We start from the raw sequence: 20428 nt of genomic DNA on the forward strand, positions 1-20428 counted from the left end.
GCGGACCCGTCGAGGGATCCAATAAGCGCGCATTATGAAATAAGCAGGGCCAACCTTACAAAGTCTTTACTCGTTTTTCTGCTGCGCGGGGAATATATCACCCGATTTGCGGGGGATTCTCAGCAGAAGCGTAGGAATGAGGGCGGGAATGCAGGTGAAAGCTGACGCTGGCAACCGCCAACGTCAGCGGCACAGCGTTATTTCAATGCAGCAAATGCGCGCTCGGCGGCATCCAGCGTCAGTTTCAGCTCGGCTTCGCCGTGGGCGATCGAGGTGAAGCCGGCTTCGAAGGCGCTCGGCGCCAGGTACACGCCGCCTTCGAGCATCAGGTGGAAGAAGCGCCCGAACAGGGCGGCGTCGCTGGCCATCACGTCATCGAAGGTCACGATGTCGTCGGCGCCGCTGAAGTACAGACCGAACATACCGCCGGCCTGTGTGGTCACGAACGGAATGCCCGCCGCATCGGCGCGCTGTTGCAGGCCATCGAGCAGGCGGCTGGTGTAGGTCGTCAACTCTGCGTGGAAGCCCGGGCGGCTGATCAGGCGCAGGGTCGTCAGGCCCGCAGCCATGGCCAGCGGGTTACCCGACAAGGTGCCCGCCTGATAGACCGGGCCCAACGGTGCGATGTGCGACATGATTTCGCGCTTGCCGCCGAAGCAGCCAACCGGCATGCCGCCACCGATGATTTTGCCGAAGGTGGTCAGGTCTGGCGTCACGCCGTAGTGGGCTTGTGCACCGCCGAGGGCGACACGGAAACCGGTCATCACTTCGTCGAAAATCAGTACCACGCCATGCTTGTCGCACAGGGTGCGCAGGCCTTCGAGGAAACCTGGCGCCGGCGGTACGCAGTTCATGTTGCCAGCCACTGGCTCGACGATGATGCACGCCACGTCCTGGCCGACTTCGGCGAGCATGGTTGCTACGGCGTCGATGTCGTTGAACGGCAGGGTCAGGGTGTGTTTGGCGAAGGCCGCCGGCACACCGGCCGAGCTCGGCACGCCTTGGGTCAGGGCGCCGGAGCCGGCCTTGACCAGCAGGCTGTCGGAGTGACCGTGGTAGCAGCCTTCGAACTTGATGATGCTGTCGCGGCCGGTGAAACCACGGGCCAGACGGATAGCACTCATGGTCGCTTCGGTGCCGGAGCTGACCATGCGCACCATTTCCATCGACGGCACGATCGAGCAGACCAGATCAGCCATCTGGGTTTCCATCTCGGTCGGCGCGCCGTAGGACAATCCGTGCTCAAGCTGTTTACGTACCGCGTCCAGCACATCCGGATGGCTGTGGCCGAGAATCATCGGCCCCCAGGAACCGACGTAATCCACATAACGCTTGTTGTCTTCGTCGGTGACGTAGGCGCCTTCGGCGTGTTTGAAGAACAACGGCGTGCCGCCAACGCTTTTGAATGCGCGAACAGGCGAGTTCACGCCACCGGGAATGTGTTTCTGGGCATTGGCAAACAGCGTTTCGGAACGAGACATGATCGGGCTCTCAAATCAGATTTTTAAGCTACTTAAATAGAAAGCAGGGCGTTGAATGCGCGGGCGCGGCGTGTCACTTCAGCCGTGCTCTCGGCGCCAAACAGGCCATGGACTACCGCCAGCAGATCGACCCCGTGGGCCACCAGTGGCGCGGCGTTTTCCAGGGTGATGCCGCCAATCGCGCAGATCGGCAGGTGCAGTTTGCTGCGGGCCTGGTCAAGTAATTCGAGGCTGCAAGTCGGTGCGCCGGGTTTGGTGTTGGAGTTGAAGAAACGACCGAAGGCGACGTAACTGGCGCCTTCCTTCGCTGCTTGCTCGGCGAGTTCGAGTTGCGCGTGGCAGGTCGAACCGATGATCGCCTGGCGACCGAGCAGTGCCCGAACCGGCATCAGCGGGCCGTCGGTCTGGCCGAGGTGCACGCCGACGTTCAGGCGCGCAGCCAGTTCGGCATCGTCGTTGATGATCAACTGGGTCTTGTAGCGTTCGCACAGATCGCGCAAGGCTTCGGCCTCGCGCAGACGGCGGGCCTCGTCGCTGCTCTTGTCGCGGTATTGCAGCAGGGTGACGCCGCCTTCCAGCGCCGCCTCCACGTACGAAAGAAATTTACCTGCCAGCAGCTGGCTATCGGTAATGGCGTACAGGCCACGTAGCTTCATCGGGCAATCCTTTTTGCTTTACGCATGGACAGTTACGAACAGAAATCCAGCGGCAGGCGGCGCGGCACGAACTGGCCTTTGCCCAACTGCTCCGCATCACGCAGGGTGCGCCACGTGTAGTTAAGCGCGGTCTGCACGGCACTGGCGAGACTTTCACCGAGGGCCAGACGACCGGCCAGGGCACTGGCCAGCGTGCAACCGGAACCGTGATAACTGCCGGGCAAGCGCTGGCAGGTGAAGGTTTCGCGGTGACCGTCGCGGCTGTACAGGCGATTGTGGATTTCGTGTTCATCGCCATGCCCGCCGGTGATCAGCAGGTGTTTGACGAATGGCAGGAGTTTTTCAGCGCACTCGTCCGCGGTGCCTTCGGGCAGTTCGGCGAGGATGCGGGCTTCGGGAAGGTTAGGGGTGGCGATGATCGACAGAGGCAGCAGGCGCTCGCGCATGGCGTAGCCGACTTCGTCCTTGCCCAGGCGTCCGCCGCCACCGGCGCGCAGCACCGGGTCGCAGACCACCGGCAAATGCGGGTGCGCCGACAACAGTTCGACCACGGTGTCGACCATTTCCAGGGAACCGAGCATGCCCAGTTTCACGGCCGCGACTTCGGAGTCGTTGAGCACGGCATTGGCTTGGGCCAACACCCACTCACGGTCGAGGACGCGGAAGTCAGTGACGTTGACCGTGTCTTGCACGGTCAGGGCAGTGACGGCCGGGGCCGCATGACAACCCTGAGCGAGCAGGGCTTCGATATCTGCCTGCAAGCCGGCGCCACCACTTGGGTCGTGGCCGGAGAGACAGAGGACAACGGGGCGAGAGCTGTAGATATTCATGGTGCGCGAGCTTACCACCAAACATCTTTTTCCGGGTGCCCCCAGCGAGTCAAGACGCGGCCATGTAGCAGCTGGCGAAGCCTGCGTTCGGCTGCGCAGCAGTCGTAAAATCTGGCACTACGGTGTTTCAGGTGAATCGTGGATGCTGGTTTGACGACTGCTACGCAGCCGAACGCAGCCTTCGGCAGCTGCTACAGGGAATAGGCCATTGTCACAAACTGACCGGCGAAACAGCTCTAGCCCAATGTATTGAGCTGGAACGCCCGTGCTAGAGCCTTTGTAGGAAAAGTTTCAATGGTGTTCAATGGCCACCAACGGCTATGCTAGAGTGGATCCAAACCAATAACAGGTAATGCCGGTTTTACGTCTACTCAAAAGGAATGAGGGGCTTCCTGAGATAACCGGACAGGCCACGCTGGGGCTTAAATGCGCTATTTGCTGATGTTGCTGTTGTGCTTGCCCCTCTTGGCGAGTGCAGTCGAATTCGACGAATTCACTCAAAGCCTTCCCCTGGGCCGAACCCTGCAAGTGTTCGAAGACGCGGGCGGTCAGGCGACCATCGCCGATGTCCGTGCGCAAGCCGCGGCCGGAAACTTCAAGCCCCACGACAAAGCCACCCTCAACGCCGGTTACTCGCGTTCAGTGTTCTGGCTGAAAATCGACCTGCATTACCGCCCGGCCAACCCGGCAGTGCAACGCACCTGGTTACTGGAACTGGCCTATCCGCCCCTCGATCACCTTGATCTGTACTCGCCTGATGCGGCCGGTGGCTATCAACTGGCACGTCAGACCGGTGATGCCTTGCCGTTCGACAGTCGCGAGATCCGCCAGAACAACTACCTGTTCGATCTGAACTTCACCCCTGATAAAGCGCAAACCCTGTACCTGCGCCTGCAGAGTGAAGGGTCGATCCAGGCGCCAGTCACCCTCTGGTCGAGCACTGCCTACCTGGAAGAGCAGCCGGTTCGACTGTATGTGCTGGGGCTGATTTACGGCGTATTGCTGGGGATGCTGGTGTACAACCTGTTCATCTATCTCAGCGTGCGCGATACCAGCTACCTCTATTACATCTTCTATATCGCCTCGTTCGGCTTGTATCAGCTGTCAGTGAACGGCGCGGCCGTGGAGTATTTCTGGCCGAACAATCCCTGGTGGGCCAACGCCGCGACGCCGTTTTTCATCGGTTGTTCAGGACTGTTCGGCAGCCAGTTCGCCCGCAGTTTCTTGCAGACGGCGACCTACAGTCGTTGGCTCGACCGCTTACTACTGGCGTTGATTGCGTTTAGCGCGGTGGTGGTCGGGTTGTCGTTGATGACCAGTTACGCCCTGGCCCTGCGCCTGGCGACGACGCTGGCACTGACCTTCACCGTAGTGATTTTCGCCGCAGGGATTTTCGCCTGGCTGCGTGGCCTGCGAGTGGCGCGTTATTTCATCATTGCCTGGTCGGCGTTTTTACTCGGCGGCATCGTCAACACCCTGATGGTGCTGGGTTACCTGCCAAACGTGTTCCTGACCATGTATTCCAGCCAGATCGGCTCGGCGATTGAAGTGGCGCTGCTGTCCCTGGCGCTGGCCGATCGCATTAACGCCATGCGCGAGCAACAGGCACAGACCCTGTTCGATGCCGGTCAAACGCTTGAAGTGCTGAACCAGCAACTGGCTCGCAGTAACAAGCTCAAGGACGAATTCCTCGCCACCCTGACCCACGAACTGCGCACGCCCATGAACGGTGTGATCGGTTCGCTGGAGCTGATGCAGACGGTCGAGATGGACCCGGAGCTGGAGCAATATCAGCAAACGGCCGCCGGTTCCGCGCGAGACATGATGCGCATGGTCAACGGCATCCTCACCCTGACCGAGTTGCAGGCCGGCAAACTCAAGACCTATCCGGCCGTTTTCAGTTTGCGCGGCGTGGTCGAGGCTTTGCGCCTGCAGTTCGAGGGCAACGCGTTGAGCAAGTCGCTGGACTTCAAAGTCGAGGTCGCGCCGGGACTGCCGGATCGCTTGCACGGCGACAGCGCCAAGTTGGCGCAATGCCTGGAATGCCTGCTGGATAACGCGATCAAGTTCACTCGGGTCGGCGGATTGGCGCTGCGGGTGACGGGTAAACCCGTGGCGCCCGACCGACTGGCGCTGTCCTTTGCGGTAATCGACACCGGCATCGGCTTTACCGATCTGGGGGAGGCGACCCTGTATCAGCGGTTCTTCCAGCTCGATGGCTCGATGACCCGTGAATACGGCGGTCTGGGCGTCGGCCTGGCGATCTGTCGGCAATTGGTCGAACTGCTCGGTGGAAAACTGACCCACCGCTCCGAGCTTGGTCGTGGCAGCCGCTTCCAGCTCGACGTCGAGTTCGAACTGCCCGTGGTGGAGCGGCCGTCAGTGCCCCTGATGACCCGGGAATTTCCTCGCCTGCGACTGCCTCAGGACTGCACGGTATTGCTGGTCGATGACAACAGCATCAATCAGTTGGTGATGCGCGGCATGTTGCTCAAGCTGGGCTTCCGGGTGCGCACCGCCGACAACGGGACTGGCGCGCTCGATCACTTGCAGCGCGAAACCTTCGATGCGGTATTGCTCGATTGCCAGCTTCCATCTCTGGGTGGCGTGTCCCTCTGTTGCCAGATCCGCGCGTTGCCGGGCTGCGCCGAACTGCCGGTATTCGTGATTGCCTTGAGCATTGATCGAGAACGCTGCCCGACCGGTGCCTTGATTGATTACCTGAGCAAACCGGTGAAATTCGAGGACCTGCAGGCAGCGCTCTATCGCCGGGTGCTGTGTCCAAGGCAAGGCGAAAGCGCCGACAGTTAGGCAGATATGACACTTTGTTCGGTCAAGGGGCGGTGCTTAACTGAAGTTCCTTGGCTGACCAAAGGAGCCCCGTCATGAACCTGCATCAGTTCGCCGAAACCCACGAAGTCACCAATCAGCCGCCGTCGCTGGACGGCGCCAACCTGTATCGCATCGACCTGCCGTTGCAAGAGTGGTCGCGGCGTTTCGGGGCCGGCTGGGCCGAGTCGCGGATCGACGCTTACGGCGCTCTGGCCGGCGGGCCGCTGATGGAAGCGGGGTTCCTGGCCAATCAGAACAAGCCGGTTTTCAGCAGCCATGACCGTTACGGCCATCGCATCGACCTGGTGGAGTTTCACCCGGCGTATCACGAGTTGATGCGCACCGCGGTCGAGTACGGTTTGACTTCGTTGCCCTGGGCGCATCCGCAGTCCGGTGCTCATGTCGCCCGCGCCTCCATGACTTACCTGCACAGCCAGGCCGAAGCGGGCAGTGGTTGCCCGCTGACCATGACCTTCGCCAGCGTTCCAGCGATGCGTCTGCAACCGGATCTGGCCGAGCAGTGGCTGCCGAAAATCCTCTCTACGGAATACGACCCGCGCAACGTCGGCATGGCCCACAAGGCCGGGGTCACCATCGGAATGGCGATGACCGAGAAACAGGGCGGCACCGACGTGCGGGCCAACACCACCAAGGCTTTTCCGGTCGGCGCCAGTGGTCCGGGCCAGGCGTATGAGCTGGTGGGCCACAAATGGTTCTGTTCGGCACCGATGTGCGATGCCTTCCTGACCCTGGCCCAGACTGACAAGGGTTTGACCTGTTTCCTGCTGCCGCGCCATCGCCCGGACGACACGCGCAATCAGTTCTACATACAGCGCCTGAAGAACAAACTCGGCAATTGCTCCAACGCGTCCAGCGAAGTGGAGTTCCGTGGTGCGCTGGCGTGGATGGTCGGCGAGGAGGGACGCGGCGTTCCGACCATCATCGAAATGGTCGCCATGACCCGCTTTGATTGCATGGTCGGTTCCAGTTCGCTGATGCGTCAGGCTCTGACCCAGGCCAGCCACCACTGCGCTCACCGCAAGGTCGGCGGCAATTTGCTCAGCGAACAACCCTTGATGCAGAACGTACTGGCCGACCTGGCCCTGGAAAGCGAAGCCGCCCTGGCCTTGAGCCTGCGCATGGGCCAGGCGCTGGATCATCTGGATGATGAGCATGAAGCCAAATTCGCTCGGCTGGTCACAGCGGTGGGCAAGTACTGGATCTGCAAACGCGCGCCCGGAATGATCAACGAAGCCGCCGAATGCATGGGCGGCGCCGGTTATGTCGAAGACAGCATCTTGCCGCGGTTGTACCGTGAGGCGCCGGTCAATTCGACGTGGGAAGGTTCCGGCAACGTGCAATGCCTTGACGTGCTGCGAGCGTTGTCGAAGGAGCCGGGTGTGCTCGACGTACTGTTCAGCGAATTGGGCGATGGTCATGGCGACAAACGCCTGGCCGCACACATCACTCAATTGCAGACAGCGTTCAAGGACACCAGCGACACTCAATACCGCGCCCGCCAGCTCACCGAGGACATCGCCTTGGGCCTTCAGGCCAAGCTGTTGCTGGAGGCTGGCAACGCCGCCGTGAGTGACGCTTTCATTGCGAGCCGCCTCGGTTCGGCCGGTCGGGTGTATGGCGCGTTGCCACGTGGACTGGAGGTGGAAGCGATTGTCGCCCGGTCGACCCCGCTTGTGTGAACAACACCGGATCCCTGTGGGAGCGGGCTTGCTCGCGAAAGCGGTCTGTCAGTCACATCAATTTTGAATGTACCGCCGCATTCGCGAGCAAGTCGAATCGTCGCACCGCCGCTCCCACATTGGATTGATGGTGTGCATAGCATCTGTGAATCAACACTCCACTGTTCCCGTAAAGCAACGATCAAGGCAAGATGAAGGCCTGCAAGTCAGAACACAGGATGCTGATCGTGACCGAAGCTTTTATTGTCGTTCAAACCGCCGAGCAAGCCGTGGACCGGCTTGCGCTCTTGCACAATCGTGCAACCACCGCGCTGAACCAGGCGCTCAAGCGTTACCTCAAGGATCGAGTCGAACCGGACGCCGAACAGCGTGCGATGTTTCGTTATCCCGAACTGCGTCTGACCTACCTTTGCCAGGGCGAAGTCCCACAGACCACTCGCGCCTACGCCAAGGTTCAACTGCCGGGGACTTACAGCGTCACCGTCACGCATCCCGCCGCCTTCCGTAAATACCTGCTGGAACAGCTGGTGCCGTTGATGCACGACTTCACCGTGACGGTGGAGGTCGGCATCAGCCAGCAAAATATTCCTTATCCGTACGTGGTTGAGCAGGGCGAAGAACTGGCCGGCTCCGGCGTCACCGCTGCGGTGCTGGCGCGGGTGTTCCCGAGTACGGATTTGTCTGCCGCGACCGATGGCATCGCCGACGGTTTGTACGATTGGGAAAACACCGACCCGCTGCCGCTGGCCCTGTTCGACGCCGCGCGGGTGGATTTCTCCCTGCGCCGTCTGGTGCATTACACCGGCAGCGACTGGCGTCATGTGCAGCCATGGATTCTGCTGACCAACTACCACCGCTACGTTGACCAATTCATCGTCCATGGCCTGGAACAGTTGCGCAACGATCCACGCTTCGTGCGCATGGTTCTGCCCGGTAACGTAATCATCGAAAAGAGCATGGACCACGGCGAAGCCTCGGCGATTGCCGCCGGTGTGGTTTGGCACCGCTATCAGATGCCGGCCTATCACCTGATCGCCAGCGACGGCCACGGCGTGACCCTGGTGAACATCGGCGTCGGCCCGTCCAACGCCAAGAACATCACTGACCATTTGGCGGTACTGCGTCCGCATTGCTGGCTGATGATCGGCCACTGTGGCGGCTTGCGTCAGTCGCAGACGATTGGCGATTACGTACTGGCGCACGCTTACATGCGCCGCGACGGGATTCTCGATCGGGTCGTGCCGCCGAATATTCCGATTCCGGCCCTGGCTGAAGTGCAGATGGCGTTGCAGCAAGCAGCGGCCAATATCACCGGTGAGAAGGGCGACGAGCTGAAAAAACGCCTGCGCACCGGCACCGTACTGACCTACGACGACCGTAACTGGGAATTGCGCTGGGCTCAGGAGCGTCCGCTGATCAACCTGTCTCGCGCCGTGGCGGTGGACATGGAAAGCGGCACCATCGCAGCACAAGGTTATCGCCTGCGGGTTCCGTACGGCACGTTGCTCTGTGTTTCGGATAAACCGTTGCACAGCGAAATCAAACTGCCGGGTTCGGCCAACGCCTTCTATGAGCGCGCGGTCAGCCAGCATTTGAAGATCGGTATCGAGGCGGTGGATCTGTTGCGCACCGAACTCAACTCGCTGCACTCGCGCAAACTGCGCAGCTTCGACGAGCCGCCGTTCCGCTAACGGTTTGTCATGGTCATTTAGCGGTCAGGGCACTAGCATTAGCAGCCCTGACCGTTAGATGTTCCTTTTCCCATGTCTCGTCCTCAACGTCCCGTTTCCCGCCGCCCTGGCGTGAAGCCTGCGCCATCGTCCTCAGCCCCGCGCCGTGTCGCCAAAGCGCCACCGGCCGAGCCGAAGCTGATTCTGTTCAACAAGCCTTTTGATGTGCTGACGCAATTCAGCGACGGCGAAGGGCGGGCGACGCTCAAGGATTACATCGAGATTCCCGGGATTTACCCGGCAGGACGGCTGGATCGCGACAGCGAAGGTTTGCTGCTGCTGACTAACGACGGCCAGCTTCAGGCGCGGATCGCCGATCCGAAACACAAACTGGCCAAGACCTATTGGGTGCAAGTGGAAGGAGAGCCGAGTGCCGAGCAATTGCAGCGTTTACGCGATGGCGTGGAGCTGAACGATGGCATGACGCTACCGGCTGAAGCGCGACAGCTTGAAGAGCCAGAACTGTGGCCACGCAACCCGCCGGTGCGCTTTCGCAAAAGTGTGCCGACCAGTTGGCTGGAGCTGGTGATTCGCGAAGGGCGTAACCGTCAGGTACGGCGCATGACCGCAGCGGTCGGCTTGCCGACATTGCGTCTGGTGCGGGTCAAGATCGGCGACTGGTCGATCGAAGGGCTCGATCAGGGCCAGTGGAAGGAAGTGCCGGCGCGTTTATAATGTGCCGGATTCGATCAGGCCGATGACCACACTTTTGATCACGAACGCGGCCACGCCCAGGCCGAGTACGAAGAACAGAATGAAAGAGCCAAAGCGTCCGGCCTTGGATTTCTTCGCCAGATCCCAGACGATGAAACCCATGAAAATGATCAGGATGCTGACCAGTCCGGTCATCATCCACTCTTCGAATACTGCAGGATCCATCAGGCATCTCCAGCGTGGACGGGACTAAAAGGCGCTGGAGTATACGTCATGGGCGATTGGCGAAGTATTGACCTGCGGCAGCGTGTCGCAGTCATTTGTCTGAAAACACACTGTGGCGAGGGGATTTATCCCCGTTCCAGTGCGTAGCACTGGCCGAGACTTTTAGGGTTGCTCGCAACCCAGCGGGGATAAATCCCCTCGCCACAATCAGCTGCGCAAGTGAGTGAGGGGCAGTTCAGTACTGTTGAGCACCTGATTCAACACAAAACTCGACCGCACGCTCGTCACCCCTTCAATCCGGGTGAGGTGTCCCAGCAGCAATTTCTGATAATGATCCATGTCCGGCACGACGACCTTGAGCTGATAGTCCGCATCCATCCCCGTCACCAAACTGCATTCCAGCACCTGCGGCAACGTACGAATCGCCGCTTCGAAGTTCTCGAACCGCTCTGGCGTATGCCGGTCCATGCCGATCAACACGTAAGCTGTCAGGCTCAGGCCGAGCATCTTGCGGTCCAGCAGGGCCACCTGGCGGGAGATATAGCCGTCGTCCTCCAGCTGCTTGACCCGCCGCGAGCATGGAGAGGGGGACAGGCCGATGCGTTCGGCCAGCTCCTGGTTGGAGATGCGCGCGTCACGCTGCAATTCCGCCAAAATGCTCAGGTCGTATCGGTCGAGTTTGCTCATCAATCAGGCCTTTGTCATAACTATTGCGGTGGATTATCTATCCAGGGTTAAAAATTGCGCAAGTGATGTTTATTTGAGCAATCTTCGCAATCCTCTGCCGGCGCCGCGAGCCTATTCTTATCACCAGAATCACTGCTCGGACAAACAGTCCACAGCCGCTCGCCGAATCAGGCCAGCGGCGGTCGCCACCCCCACAGGGGATGTGCCGGCCCCCGAGCTACACACTGTCCAGAAGACGGCGTGAGGTGAGCCGACGTCATAAGCGTCGAGCACGGACGAAGTTCTCAAAGGGAGGCCGACGGGTCTCCCTTTTCTTTTGCCCGGAATTTGACGACGGCGCTCAATAAATAAGTTTCGCGACTGATAACCTGTTGCAGAACCGGCCGGTGCTTTCCCAGTCTTACGTACAGGCCCTAACCCGCAGTGAGGAAAAGCATGAAGTCGCGCATCTGGCGTTTGGCCGGTGTTGGTTTGCTGTGTATCAGTGTCACTGCGCAATCGCTGGCCGATGAGCCGCAAAACCGTGGCCCCGATGACGGGCAACGCGGGTCGGACGGGCATCAGGGAAACAATCAGGGCCATGGCGGAAACAACCAGCCGCGTGCGCAGAATAACGAAATCATTCGTGGCGACAACAGTCGCCAGTTCGAGCACAACGGCCAGAATCAGAACGACGGCCAGTGGCAGAACCAGCCCCGGCCGCAGCACGATTACAAAAATCCGGTTCGCTCGCCGCCGCCGCCACCTCCGCAGTTACCAGCCAACAACCTGCCGATTCAGGGCCGGCCCGATACCGTGCGCCAGACCCAGCAGCCGCAGCGTGGTTACTATCAGGACGTGCCGCGGCGCAACGATAACAACCAGCATTGGCAGAACAACGGCCCGCGTCCCGATGACCATCGCTGGGCCGGTCGCCCGGATGGGCACGGCAATGGCTGGGGCCCTGGCCCGCAGTACCGTCCCGGTCATGTGATCGATCGCTTCCCGGACCGTGATTACCGTGTGCCGTATCGCGGTCAGGATTACTTCTACTCCGGCGGCTACTGGTATCGCCCACAAGGCCCGCGTTATGTGGTGGTGCAGCCGCCACGCGGGATTCGCGTCAGCTACTTGCCCGATTACGCGCGTGAAGTGTGGATCGGCGGTGCGCTGTTGTTCCTGGCGGCCGGCTCTTACTACGCCTATCAGGAAAGCACTCAGGATTACGTCGTGGTCGAACCGCCCGTGCAACCGCAGCCGCAACCGGTCAGCAATGGTTATGACGTGGTGGCGTATCCGGCCGACGGTCAGTCGCCGGAGCAGGTCAATCAGGACGGTTACGAGTGCTATCAATACGCGGTGCAGCAGAGCGGCTTCGATCCGCGAACGGCCACCTACCAGCCGGACCCGTCGGTGGTACAAGTCTACCGACAGGCCCAGGGCAACTGCCTGAGCAGTCGCGGTTATCAGGTTTCTTTCTGAGCCCTGCCTGCCAGTACCACTTCCTGCGGATCGGCGTGCACCAGCACTTCGGCTCGCGGGTAGGCGGCATGAATGGCATCGGCGGCTTGATCGCTGATGCCATGAGCGACTGACAGGGTCAAATCCCCCGGCAATTCCAGGTGCAACTGCACGAACCACTGGTTGCCGGAAACCCGCGTACGCAGGTCATGCGCCCCCAATACTCCCGGTACGCTGCAGGCCAGTTCGAGCATGTGCTGGCTGACGTCCGACGGTAGTTCTTCATCCATCAGCACCGTAAAGCTTTCCCGGGCGATATGAATCGCGCTCCAGAGAATGTAGGCGGCGATCCCCAATCCGAACCAAGGGTCGACCTGATGCCAGCCAAACCCGGCGAGCACCAGCGCCACCAGAATGCTGCCGTTGAGCAGCATGTCCGAGCGGTAATGCAGGGAGTCGGCGCGCACCGCGTTGGAACCGGTCGCCTTGACGACCCTATGTTGCAACATCAGCAGGGCCAGGGTCAGCACCAGGGAAAACACAATCACCCCGATACTGATCCATGGCGCCCCCACCGGTTCCGGGTGTTTCAGTCGATCAATCGCCTGTAAGGCAATCAGCACCGCACTGCCGCCAATGAACAACGCCTGAGCCATGCCTGCCAACGATTCGGCCTTTCCGTGCCCGTAACGGTGATCATCGTCGGCCGGGCGCAAGGCGTAATGCACTGCGAGCAGGTTGAGCAGCGAGGTGACGCCGTCGAGGGTCGAGTCGGTCAACCCGGCAAGCATGCTCACCGAACCGCTCAACCACCAGGCGATGGCTTTGGCGACGATCAGCGTGCACGCCACCGCCACCGAGGCACGGGTCGCCAGCCGCAGCAGGCGGGCGTGTTCGGAGCTGGAAATCATAAGTGCGGCTATTCCTTTAAGTGCACGGTTTACGCGGCAGGTTGCAGGCCTAACATGGCCAGTTGCTGGGCGCTGCCTTTGTGCTGGATCAGGCGCGGGTCATCCAGCGGGAAGCTGCGGCCCAGTTCGGTTTCGAGAATAGTCTGCAATTTGTGGTTATCGACCTTGCCGTCGGCGCCGATGGCTTCCTTGAGTTTTTCCGGGGCCACCTGTGCGGTCTCGCCGGGCGCGTAGTAAATCGCGCCAGTGGTGAAGTCCACGGCAAACGCGATCAGGCCGGGAATGATGTAGAACAGCAGACCCACGGCATCCAGCGCGGCGATGGCCGGGTCGATCTTGCCGTCGATCTGACCGCGACGGTCAGGGTAGAAAATCGATCCGCAAGCGGTCACCTGAGTCAGCAACGTCGCGACCAATACACCGCCAATCAAGCGAAAGGGAACACGCATATGAAATCTCCTGAGTCATCTGGAAAACGAAGGGGCGTCTATATGAATTAGGACCGTCATTAACGCCGAGCAGTTCGCCGTTATACTCGCCGCTCTGTTTTGGAGCCAGCATGATTTCTTTGCCGATTGATGAAGTTTTACCCGCCCTGCGTGAAGCCTTGGCTACACGCCACGAAGCCGTGCTCGAAGCACCGCCCGGCGCCGGTAAAACCACCCGCGTGCCGTTGGCCTTGCTCAACGAGCCCTGGTTGGCCGGGCAGACCATTCTCATGCTCGAACCGCGCCGTTTGGCCGCGCGGGCAGCAGCGGAGCGCTTGGCCAGTGAGCTGGGCGAGAAGGTCGGCGAAACCGTCGGCTATCGCATTCGTCTCGACAGCAAGGTCGGCCCCAAAACCCGTATCGAAGTGGTTACCGAAGGGATTCTGACCCGACGCTTGCAGGACGACCCGGCACTCGAAGGCGTGGGTTTGCTGATCTTCGACGAATTCCACGAGCGCAGCCTCGATGCCGATCTGGCGCTGGCCTTGAGCCTGAATGGCCGCGAGCTGTTCCGTGACGACCAACCGCTGAAAATCCTGTTGATGTCGGCCACGCTGGAAGGCGAACGCCTGGCCGGGTTGCTCGATGACGCGCCGATTCTGCGCAGCGAAGGCCGCATGTACCCGGTGGCGATGCGCTGGGGCCGACCATTCCAGCCCGGTGAATTCATCGAACCGCGTCTGGTGCAGACCATTCTCGAAGCCTTGAATGACGAAACCGGCAGCGTGCTGGTGTTCCTGCCGGGGCAAGCGGAAATCCGTCGGGTGCATCAGCAGCTGGCTGATGCGCTGGGCGAGAGCACGCAGGTTTTGCTTTGCCCGTTGCACGGTGAACTGGACCTTGCTGCCCAACGCGCGGCGATCGATCCGGCCCCCGCCGGCAAACGCAAAGTGGTGCTGGCGACCAACATTGCCGAGACCAGTCTGACCATCGACGGCGTGCGCGTGGTGATCGACGCCGGGTTGGCGCGGGTGCCGCGTTTCGATCCGGGCAGCGGCATGGCCCGCCTCGATACTCAGCGTATTTCCAAAGCCAGCGCCACTCAGCGCGCGGGCCGGGCCGGGCGGTTGGAGCCGGGCGTGTGTTATCGCTTGTGGTCGCAGGATCAGCACGAGCAACTGGCGGCCTACGCCAGCGCGGAAATCCTCTCGGCGGACCTTGCCGGATTAGCGTTGCAGCTCGGCCGCTGGGGTGTGACGCCGGGACAATTGGTGTGGCTCGACGTGCCGCCAGCGGCCGCTTATGCGCAGGCTCAGGACTTGCTTGAGCGCCTGGGCGCATTGGACGGCGAAGCGCTGACCCGTCACGGTCAGGCGATGGCCGAACTGCCAGCGCATCCGCGTATCGCGCATTTGCTGTTGCGCGGTCAGGCGCTCGGCTTGGCCGACATGGCCTGCGATGTCGCGGCCTTGCTCGGCGAGCGAGATATTTTGCGTGGCGCCGGGGCGGATCTGCACAGCCGATTGGTGCTGTTGTCCGGTGAAGAACGGGCCGCACGCGGCGCTCAGGGTGGCGTGCAACGAGCGCGGCAACTGGCGCGGCAGTATCGCGGTTACCTGCGGGGCAAGGCGTCGGAACCGGTCAGCGATCCAGATCATCCGCGTTGGCTCGGCGCGCTGTTGGCGTTGGCCTATCCCGACCGAGTTGCCCAACAGCGCCGGGCCGGTGGCGCGGAATATCGCTTGGCTAACGGTCGTGCAGCGCTGTTTGCCGAAGCCGACAGTTTGATGAAGCAACCGTGGCTGGTGATCGCCGATCTCGGCAGTCGTCAGGGCCAGCGTGAGGAACGGATTTATCTGGCGGCAGATTTCGATCCGGCGCTGTTCGATTCCGTGTTGGCCGAGCAAGTGCGCGTGGTCGATCAACTGGATTGGGATGAGCGTGAAGGCGTATTGCGCGCCGAGCGTCAGCGCAAGGTCGGTGAATTGATCCTCAGTCGCGAACCTCTGACTGGCCTCGACGAAACCGCTCGCAGTCAGGCACTGGTGAATCTGGTGCGGCGTAAAGGACTGGAGCTGTTGCCGTGGACTCCGGAGCTGCGTCAGTGGCAGGCGCGAGTGGCGTTGTTGCGACAGTTGGACCTCAGCAGTAAAGAGCAGAGTGAATGGCCGGATGTCAGCGATGCTGCATTGCTCAAAAGCCTCGAACATTGGCTGATGCCGTATCTGGGCAAGGTTTCGCGGCTCAGTCACTTCGCCAATCTGGACCTGTCGAGCATCGTCCATAACCTGCTGCCGTGGCCGCTGCCGCAACGGCTCGATGAGCTGGCGCCGCATCATCTGAGCGTGCCATCCGGTTCATCGATTCGCCTGGATTACAGCGAGCAGCCGCCGATTCTGGCGGTGCGGTTGCAGGAGCTGTTCGGCTTGGCCGAGACCCCGCGGATTGCCGGTGGCCGGCAAGTGGTCAAACTGCATTTGCTGTCCCCGGCGCGACGGCCGGTGCAGGTGACCCAGGACCTGGCGAACTTCTGGCGCAGTACGTATGCCGAGGTGAAGAAGGATTTAAAGGGGCGGTATCCGAAGCACTACTGGCCTGATGATCCGCTGGTGGCCGAGGCGACGGCGCGTATCAAGCCGCGTAAAAGCTGAAGATGTTCAAGAGGCGGCCTTCGCGGTCAATTGTTCCCGGCAATAGTCGGCAAACAGCTGCGCCGGTTTGGTCAGTTGCCCGCGCTTGAGCCACGCCGCCACCAGCCCTGAACCGGTGATGTCTTCGACGATGTCCACGCACACCACTTTCTGGCCGTCATAGGTGCACTCCGAATGCGGCCGGGTGACCAGGATCGAGAAACCGAACCCTTGCCCGACCATACCCCGGACCATCTCGATCGACGGTGAGCTGAAGGCAATGTTCGGCGTCAGCCCCAACTCTTCGAACAGGCTGACGAAGTAGGTCCGGCTCGGTTGCACGTCCAGCAGAATCATCGGCTCCAGGCACAGATCCCGCAGCGACACTTGTTTGAGCTGAGCAAAGCGATGATCCGCCGGCAACAACGCATAAGGTCGCTGCGCCGGCATCAAAGGTTCGGTCTGGATGGTGGCGTCGAGGTCGTGTTCATACAGGATCGCCAGGTCGAAGGTGCCCGAGGTCAGGCCTTGCACCAGCTCTTGCTGTTCGCCGTCGCGGATGCGGATTTTCACCCCCGGATACAGCGCCGAGAACCCGGCAATCAACTGCGGCAGGTACAGCGGCGCGACCGTTTCGAAGCAACCGATATCGATTTGCCCGGCCACCACATCGTTGTCGGCCAGGGCGTTCTGTTCGAACTCCTTGGCCATGCGCAGCAGTTCCTGGGCTTTGCGGTAGAAGCGCGCGCCGCTGGGGGTCAAGGACACGCCCTGGGCGTGATGACGGATCAGCAGTTGCACGCCGAAGCTGTCTTCCAGGCCTTTGATCGCCGTGGAAATCGCCGGTTGCGCGATGTACAGCTTGCGCGACGCCTCGGCGACGCTGCCGCATTCGACGGTGGTGATGAAGTACTTCAATTGACGCAGGTTGTAGGCAGCCACGGCAAACCTCGGGGTGGATGATTTCGACATCCAGGCAATTTTCGCGCCGACTGCATCCGTTCTGACGACGGTGTTGTTATGCCTGAACAATAACCACATACCGCGCCACCGGGGAGATCGGCTGCCCAGTTTTTTCATGGTCTGCGAAGACATTTTTACTATTTTTCCTGGACACAGGCCTGGGCCACCATCCAATCCACAAGAAAGCCCATGGAGCATCTGAACGTGTTCGAGCTTACATTCTGGCAAAACAAAGCCGCTGCGCTGCAGTTTCCCGATCAAGCCGTGATCGACGGTAAACCCCGCGCGGCGCAGTCGGGGCAGACCTTCGCCGCGATCAACCCTGCCACCGGCCAGTGCTTGGCCAACGTAGCCGCGTGCGGCGATGAAGACGTGGACGCCGCGGTGCGCAATGCGCGGCAGGTGTTCGAGGCCGGCACCTGGTCGGCGCGTTCGCCGAATGAGCGCAAGCAAGTGCTGTTGCGCCTGGCCGAACTGATCATGACCCATCGCGAAGAACTGGCGCTGCTCGACTCGCTGAACATGGGCAAACCGGTGATGGACGCCTACAACATCGACGTGCCGGGTGCCGCCGGAGTGTTTCGCTGGTACGCCGAAAGCCTCGATAAACTCTACGACCAGATCGCGCCGAGTGCGCAGAACGTGCTGGCGACCATCACCCGCGAAGCGCTGGGCGTGGTTGCTGCGGTGGTGCCATGGAATTTCCCGCTGGACATGGCTGCGTGGAAACTCGCACCCGCGTTGGCGGCGGGTAATTCGGTGATCCTCAAGCCCGCCGAGCAGTCACCGTTTTCCGCCCTGCGGCTGGCCGAGCTGGCGCTGGAAGCCGGCCTGCCAGCAGGCGTGTTGAACGTGTTGCCGGGGCTCGGCGAGCAGACCGGCAAAGCCCTCGGTTTACACCCGGATGTCGATTGCCTGGTGTTCACCGGCTCCACCGAAGTCGGCAAATATTTCATGCAGTACTCGGCGCAATCGAACCTCAAACAGGTGTGGCTGGAGTGTGGCGGCAAGAGCGCCAATCTGGTGTTCGCCGATTGTCAGGACCTCGATCTCGCCGCTGAGAAAGCCGCGTTCGGGATCTTCTTCAATCAGGGTGAAGTGTGCTCGGCCAACTCGCGGTTGCTGGTGCAGCGTTCGATTCATGACGAGTTCGTCGAGCTCCTCAAAGCACACGCCGAATGCTGGCAGCCGGGCGATCCGCTGGACCCGTCGAGCCGCGCCGGGGCGATTGTCGACAGCCGTCAGACTGCACGCGTCATGAAGTTCATCCAGCAGGCCGAACGCCAAGGCGCAACGAAACTGTGTGGTGGTCGGCAGTCGATTTTCAACGGTTCCGACAACTTCATTCAGCCGACGATTTTCACCGGCGTGAGCCCGGACATGCCGCTGTTTCGCGATGAAGTGTTCGGCCCGGTGCTGGCGGTCACGGCGTTCGATGACGAGGCACACGCCTTGCAACTGGCCAACGACAGCGTCTACGGTTTGGCAGCGTCGCTGTGGACCGACGACCTCAACCGCGCCCACCGCGTGGCGCGGCAATTGCGAGCCGGCACGGTGTCGGTCAACAGCGTCGATGCGCTGGATGTGACCGTGCCTTTCGGCGGCGGCAAGCAATCCGGTTTCGGCCGCGACCTGTCGCTGCATTCATTCGATAAATACACCCAGTTGAAGACCACCTGGTTTCAGCTGCGCTCATAACAGCCGCTAATAACAAAACGGAGAACTGGCGATGACCACACCACGTGAAACCCGCGACTACCAGGCCGCCGACGCTGCGCACCACATCCACGCATTCGTCGATCAAAAAGCGCTCAACGATGAAGGACCTCGGGTGATGGTTCGTGGCGAGCGTCTGCACCTGTGGGACAACGATGGTCGGCGTTACCTCGACGGCATGTCCGGGCTGTGGTGCACCAACCTCGGTTACGGCCGCAAGGACCTGGCCGCTGCGGCGACTCGGCAGCTGGAGCAGTTGCCGTACTACAACATGTTTTTCCACACCACTCACCCGCAGGTGATCGAGCTGTCGGAGCTGCTGTTCAGCCTGTTGCCGGGGCACTACAGCCACGCGATCTACACCAACTCCGGCTCCGAAGCCAACGAGGTGCTGATCCGCACCGTGCGCCGTTACTGGACGATTCTCGGCAAGCCCGAGAAGAAAATCATGATCGGTCGCTGGAACGGTTACCACGGCTCGACCCTGGCGGCGACGGCGCTCGGCGGCATGAAGTTCATGCACGAAATGGGCGGCATGATTCCCGACATCGAACACATCGATGAACCGTACTTTTTTGCCCACGAGGGCAACCTGACCCCGGCTGAGTTTGGCCTGCGGGCGGCGCAGCAACTCGAAGCGAAGATTCTCGAACTCGGTGCGGACAAGGTCGCCGGGTTTATCGCCGAGCCGTTCCAGGGCGCGGGCGGGATGATCTTTCCACCAGAGAGTTACTGGCCGGAAATTCAGCGAATCTGCCGTAAGTACGATGTGCTGTTGTGCGCTGACGAAGTGATCGGCGGCTTCGGTCGTACCGGTGAATGGTTCGCCCACGAGCACTTCGGTTTCGAGCCGGACACGCTGTCGATCGCCAAGGGTTTGACTTCGGGTTACATCCCCATGGGCGGTTTGATTCTGTCGAAGAAAATGGCTCAGGTACTGGTGGAGCAGGGCGGGGTGTTTGCCCACGGCTTGACCTACTCCGGGCACCCGGTGGCAGCGGCGGTGGCCATCGCCAACCTCACGGCATTGCGCGATGAAGGGGTGGTGACGCGGGTCAAGGATGACATCGGACCGTACCTGCAACAGTGCTTGCGCGAGGTGTTCGTCAAGCACCCGTTGGTGGGCGATATTCAGGGAGTCGGCATGGTGGCGGCGCTGCAATTGGCTGAAGATAAAACCAGTCGCAAGCGCTTTGCCAATGAGAACGACATTGCCTGGCGCTGCCGCACGATTGGCTTTGAAGAGGGGGTGATTATTCGCTCGACACTGGGGCGGATGATCATGGCGCCGGCGTTGATTGCCAGTCGTGAAGAGGTTGATGAACTGGTGGGGAAAACCCTGAAAGCCGTTGATCGTACGGCGCAGGAATACGGCCGCCTTTAATCTAGTAGCGATCTTTCAGGCCTCTTCGCGAGCAAGCCCGCTCCCACATTGGATCTAGGTCGATCACAGAATTTGTGTACGACACCGATCAAGTGTGGGAGCGGGCTTGCTCCGGGCGGCGTTCCGACGAATGCGATAGCCAATTCACCACACCGCTCAGC

16 protein-coding genes are annotated in these 20428 nt (G+C 61.0%); 8 read left to right on the top strand and 8 right to left on the bottom strand.

Features of this window, described 5'->3' with window-relative positions:
• Positions 1-197: 197 nt before the first annotated feature.
• The 3 genes from hemL to KGB23_RS20705 are packed head-to-tail and all read right to left on the bottom strand — an operon-like array spanning position 198 to position 2967.
• Complete coding sequence (gene hemL / locus KGB23_RS20695; protein ID WP_223432388.1) at positions 198-1481, bottom strand: glutamate-1-semialdehyde 2,1-aminomutase; 1284 nt, start codon at positions 1479-1481, stop codon at positions 198-200.
• 32 nt (positions 1482-1513) lie between these two features.
• The gene (gene thiE / locus KGB23_RS20700; protein WP_056744592.1) at positions 1514-2137 is read right to left on the bottom strand and encodes a thiamine phosphate synthase; all 624 of its coding nucleotides are present in this window, start codon (positions 2135-2137) and stop codon (positions 1514-1516) included.
• A gap of 32 nt (positions 2138-2169) precedes the next feature.
• Positions 2170-2967, bottom strand: coding sequence for a hydroxymethylpyrimidine/phosphomethylpyrimidine kinase (locus KGB23_RS20705; RefSeq protein WP_223432389.1), 798 nt, complete (start codon positions 2965-2967; stop codon positions 2170-2172).
• A gap of 426 nt (positions 2968-3393) precedes the next feature.
• Between KGB23_RS20705 and KGB23_RS20710 the strand changes: the two genes are divergently transcribed.
• The 4 genes from KGB23_RS20710 (at position 3394) to KGB23_RS20725 (ending at position 9904) form a co-directional block, all read left to right on the top strand.
• Positions 3394-5778 carry a hybrid sensor histidine kinase/response regulator gene (locus tag KGB23_RS20710; RefSeq protein ID WP_223432391.1) on the top strand — a complete coding sequence of 795 codons (2385 nt, stop codon included), beginning with the start codon at positions 3394-3396 and terminating at the stop codon, positions 5776-5778.
• Between the two features lie 74 nt (positions 5779-5852).
• Complete coding sequence (locus KGB23_RS20715; RefSeq protein WP_223432392.1) at positions 5853-7499, top strand: acyl-CoA dehydrogenase family protein; 1647 nt, start codon at positions 5853-5855, stop codon at positions 7497-7499.
• Between the two features lie 191 nt (positions 7500-7690).
• A complete protein-coding gene (gene amn / locus KGB23_RS20720; protein WP_223432393.1) occupies positions 7691-9190 on the top strand; it encodes an AMP nucleosidase in 1500 nt (499 codons plus the stop codon).
• 72 nt (positions 9191-9262) lie between these two features.
• On the top strand, positions 9263-9904 hold the full coding sequence (locus KGB23_RS20725; protein ID WP_095130726.1) for a pseudouridine synthase: 642 nt from the start codon (positions 9263-9265) through the stop codon (positions 9902-9904).
• Here KGB23_RS20725 and KGB23_RS20730 read toward each other — a convergent pair.
• Both KGB23_RS20730 and KGB23_RS20735 read right to left on the bottom strand, forming a co-directional pair.
• Positions 9899-10108, bottom strand: a complete 210-nt coding sequence (locus KGB23_RS20730) for a DUF2788 domain-containing protein (protein WP_007937369.1) — start codon at positions 10106-10108, stop codon at positions 9899-9901. The two genes, KGB23_RS20725 and KGB23_RS20730, sit on opposite strands and share 6 nt — an antisense overlap.
• A gap of 207 nt (positions 10109-10315) precedes the next feature.
• The gene (locus tag KGB23_RS20735; RefSeq protein WP_007937367.1) at positions 10316-10795 is read right to left on the bottom strand and encodes an Lrp/AsnC family transcriptional regulator; all 480 of its coding nucleotides are present in this window, start codon (positions 10793-10795) and stop codon (positions 10316-10318) included.
• Positions 10796-11230: 435 nt separating this feature from the next.
• On the opposite strand from KGB23_RS20735, the gene KGB23_RS20740 reads away from it, so the two are divergent.
• Positions 11231-12256, top strand: a complete 1026-nt coding sequence (locus KGB23_RS20740; protein WP_223432394.1) for a DUF6515 family protein — start codon at positions 11231-11233, stop codon at positions 12254-12256.
• On the opposite strand, the gene KGB23_RS20745 is transcribed toward KGB23_RS20740, so the two are convergent.
• Entirely contained in the window at positions 12241-13146 is a 906-nt protein-coding gene (locus KGB23_RS20745) for a cation diffusion facilitator family transporter (RefSeq protein WP_223432395.1), read from the bottom strand. The two genes, KGB23_RS20740 and KGB23_RS20745, sit on opposite strands and share 16 nt — an antisense overlap.
• A 29-nt stretch (positions 13147-13175) precedes the next feature.
• Complete coding sequence (locus tag KGB23_RS20750; RefSeq protein WP_223432396.1) at positions 13176-13595, bottom strand: polyribonucleotide nucleotidyltransferase; 420 nt, start codon at positions 13593-13595, stop codon at positions 13176-13178.
• Between the two features lie 110 nt (positions 13596-13705).
• Here KGB23_RS20750 and hrpB point away from each other — a divergent pair, with 110 nt between their 5' ends.
• Complete coding sequence (gene hrpB, locus KGB23_RS20755) at positions 13706-16225, top strand: ATP-dependent helicase HrpB (protein ID WP_223432397.1); 2520 nt, start codon at positions 13706-13708, stop codon at positions 16223-16225.
• Positions 16226-16231: 6 nt separating this feature from the next.
• Here the strand turns inward: hrpB and KGB23_RS20760 are convergent, their stop codons facing one another.
• Positions 16232-17146, bottom strand: a complete 915-nt coding sequence (locus tag KGB23_RS20760) for a LysR substrate-binding domain-containing protein (RefSeq protein ID WP_046048823.1) — start codon at positions 17144-17146, stop codon at positions 16232-16234.
• A gap of 225 nt (positions 17147-17371) precedes the next feature.
• Between KGB23_RS20760 and KGB23_RS20765 the strand changes: the two genes are divergently transcribed.
• Positions 17372-18865 (top strand): aldehyde dehydrogenase, encoded by a 1494-nt coding sequence (locus KGB23_RS20765; RefSeq protein ID WP_223432398.1) that lies wholly within the window; start codon positions 17372-17374, stop codon positions 18863-18865.
• Positions 18866-18896: 31 nt separating this feature from the next.
• Positions 18897-20267, top strand: a complete 1371-nt coding sequence (locus KGB23_RS20770) for an aspartate aminotransferase family protein (RefSeq protein ID WP_223432399.1) — start codon at positions 18897-18899, stop codon at positions 20265-20267.
• Positions 20268-20428: the final 161 nt, after the last annotated feature.

The sequence above is a fragment of the Pseudomonas sp. GL-B-26 genome (assembly GCF_019947405.1).
Classification (GTDB): domain Bacteria; phylum Pseudomonadota; class Gammaproteobacteria; order Pseudomonadales; family Pseudomonadaceae; genus Aquipseudomonas.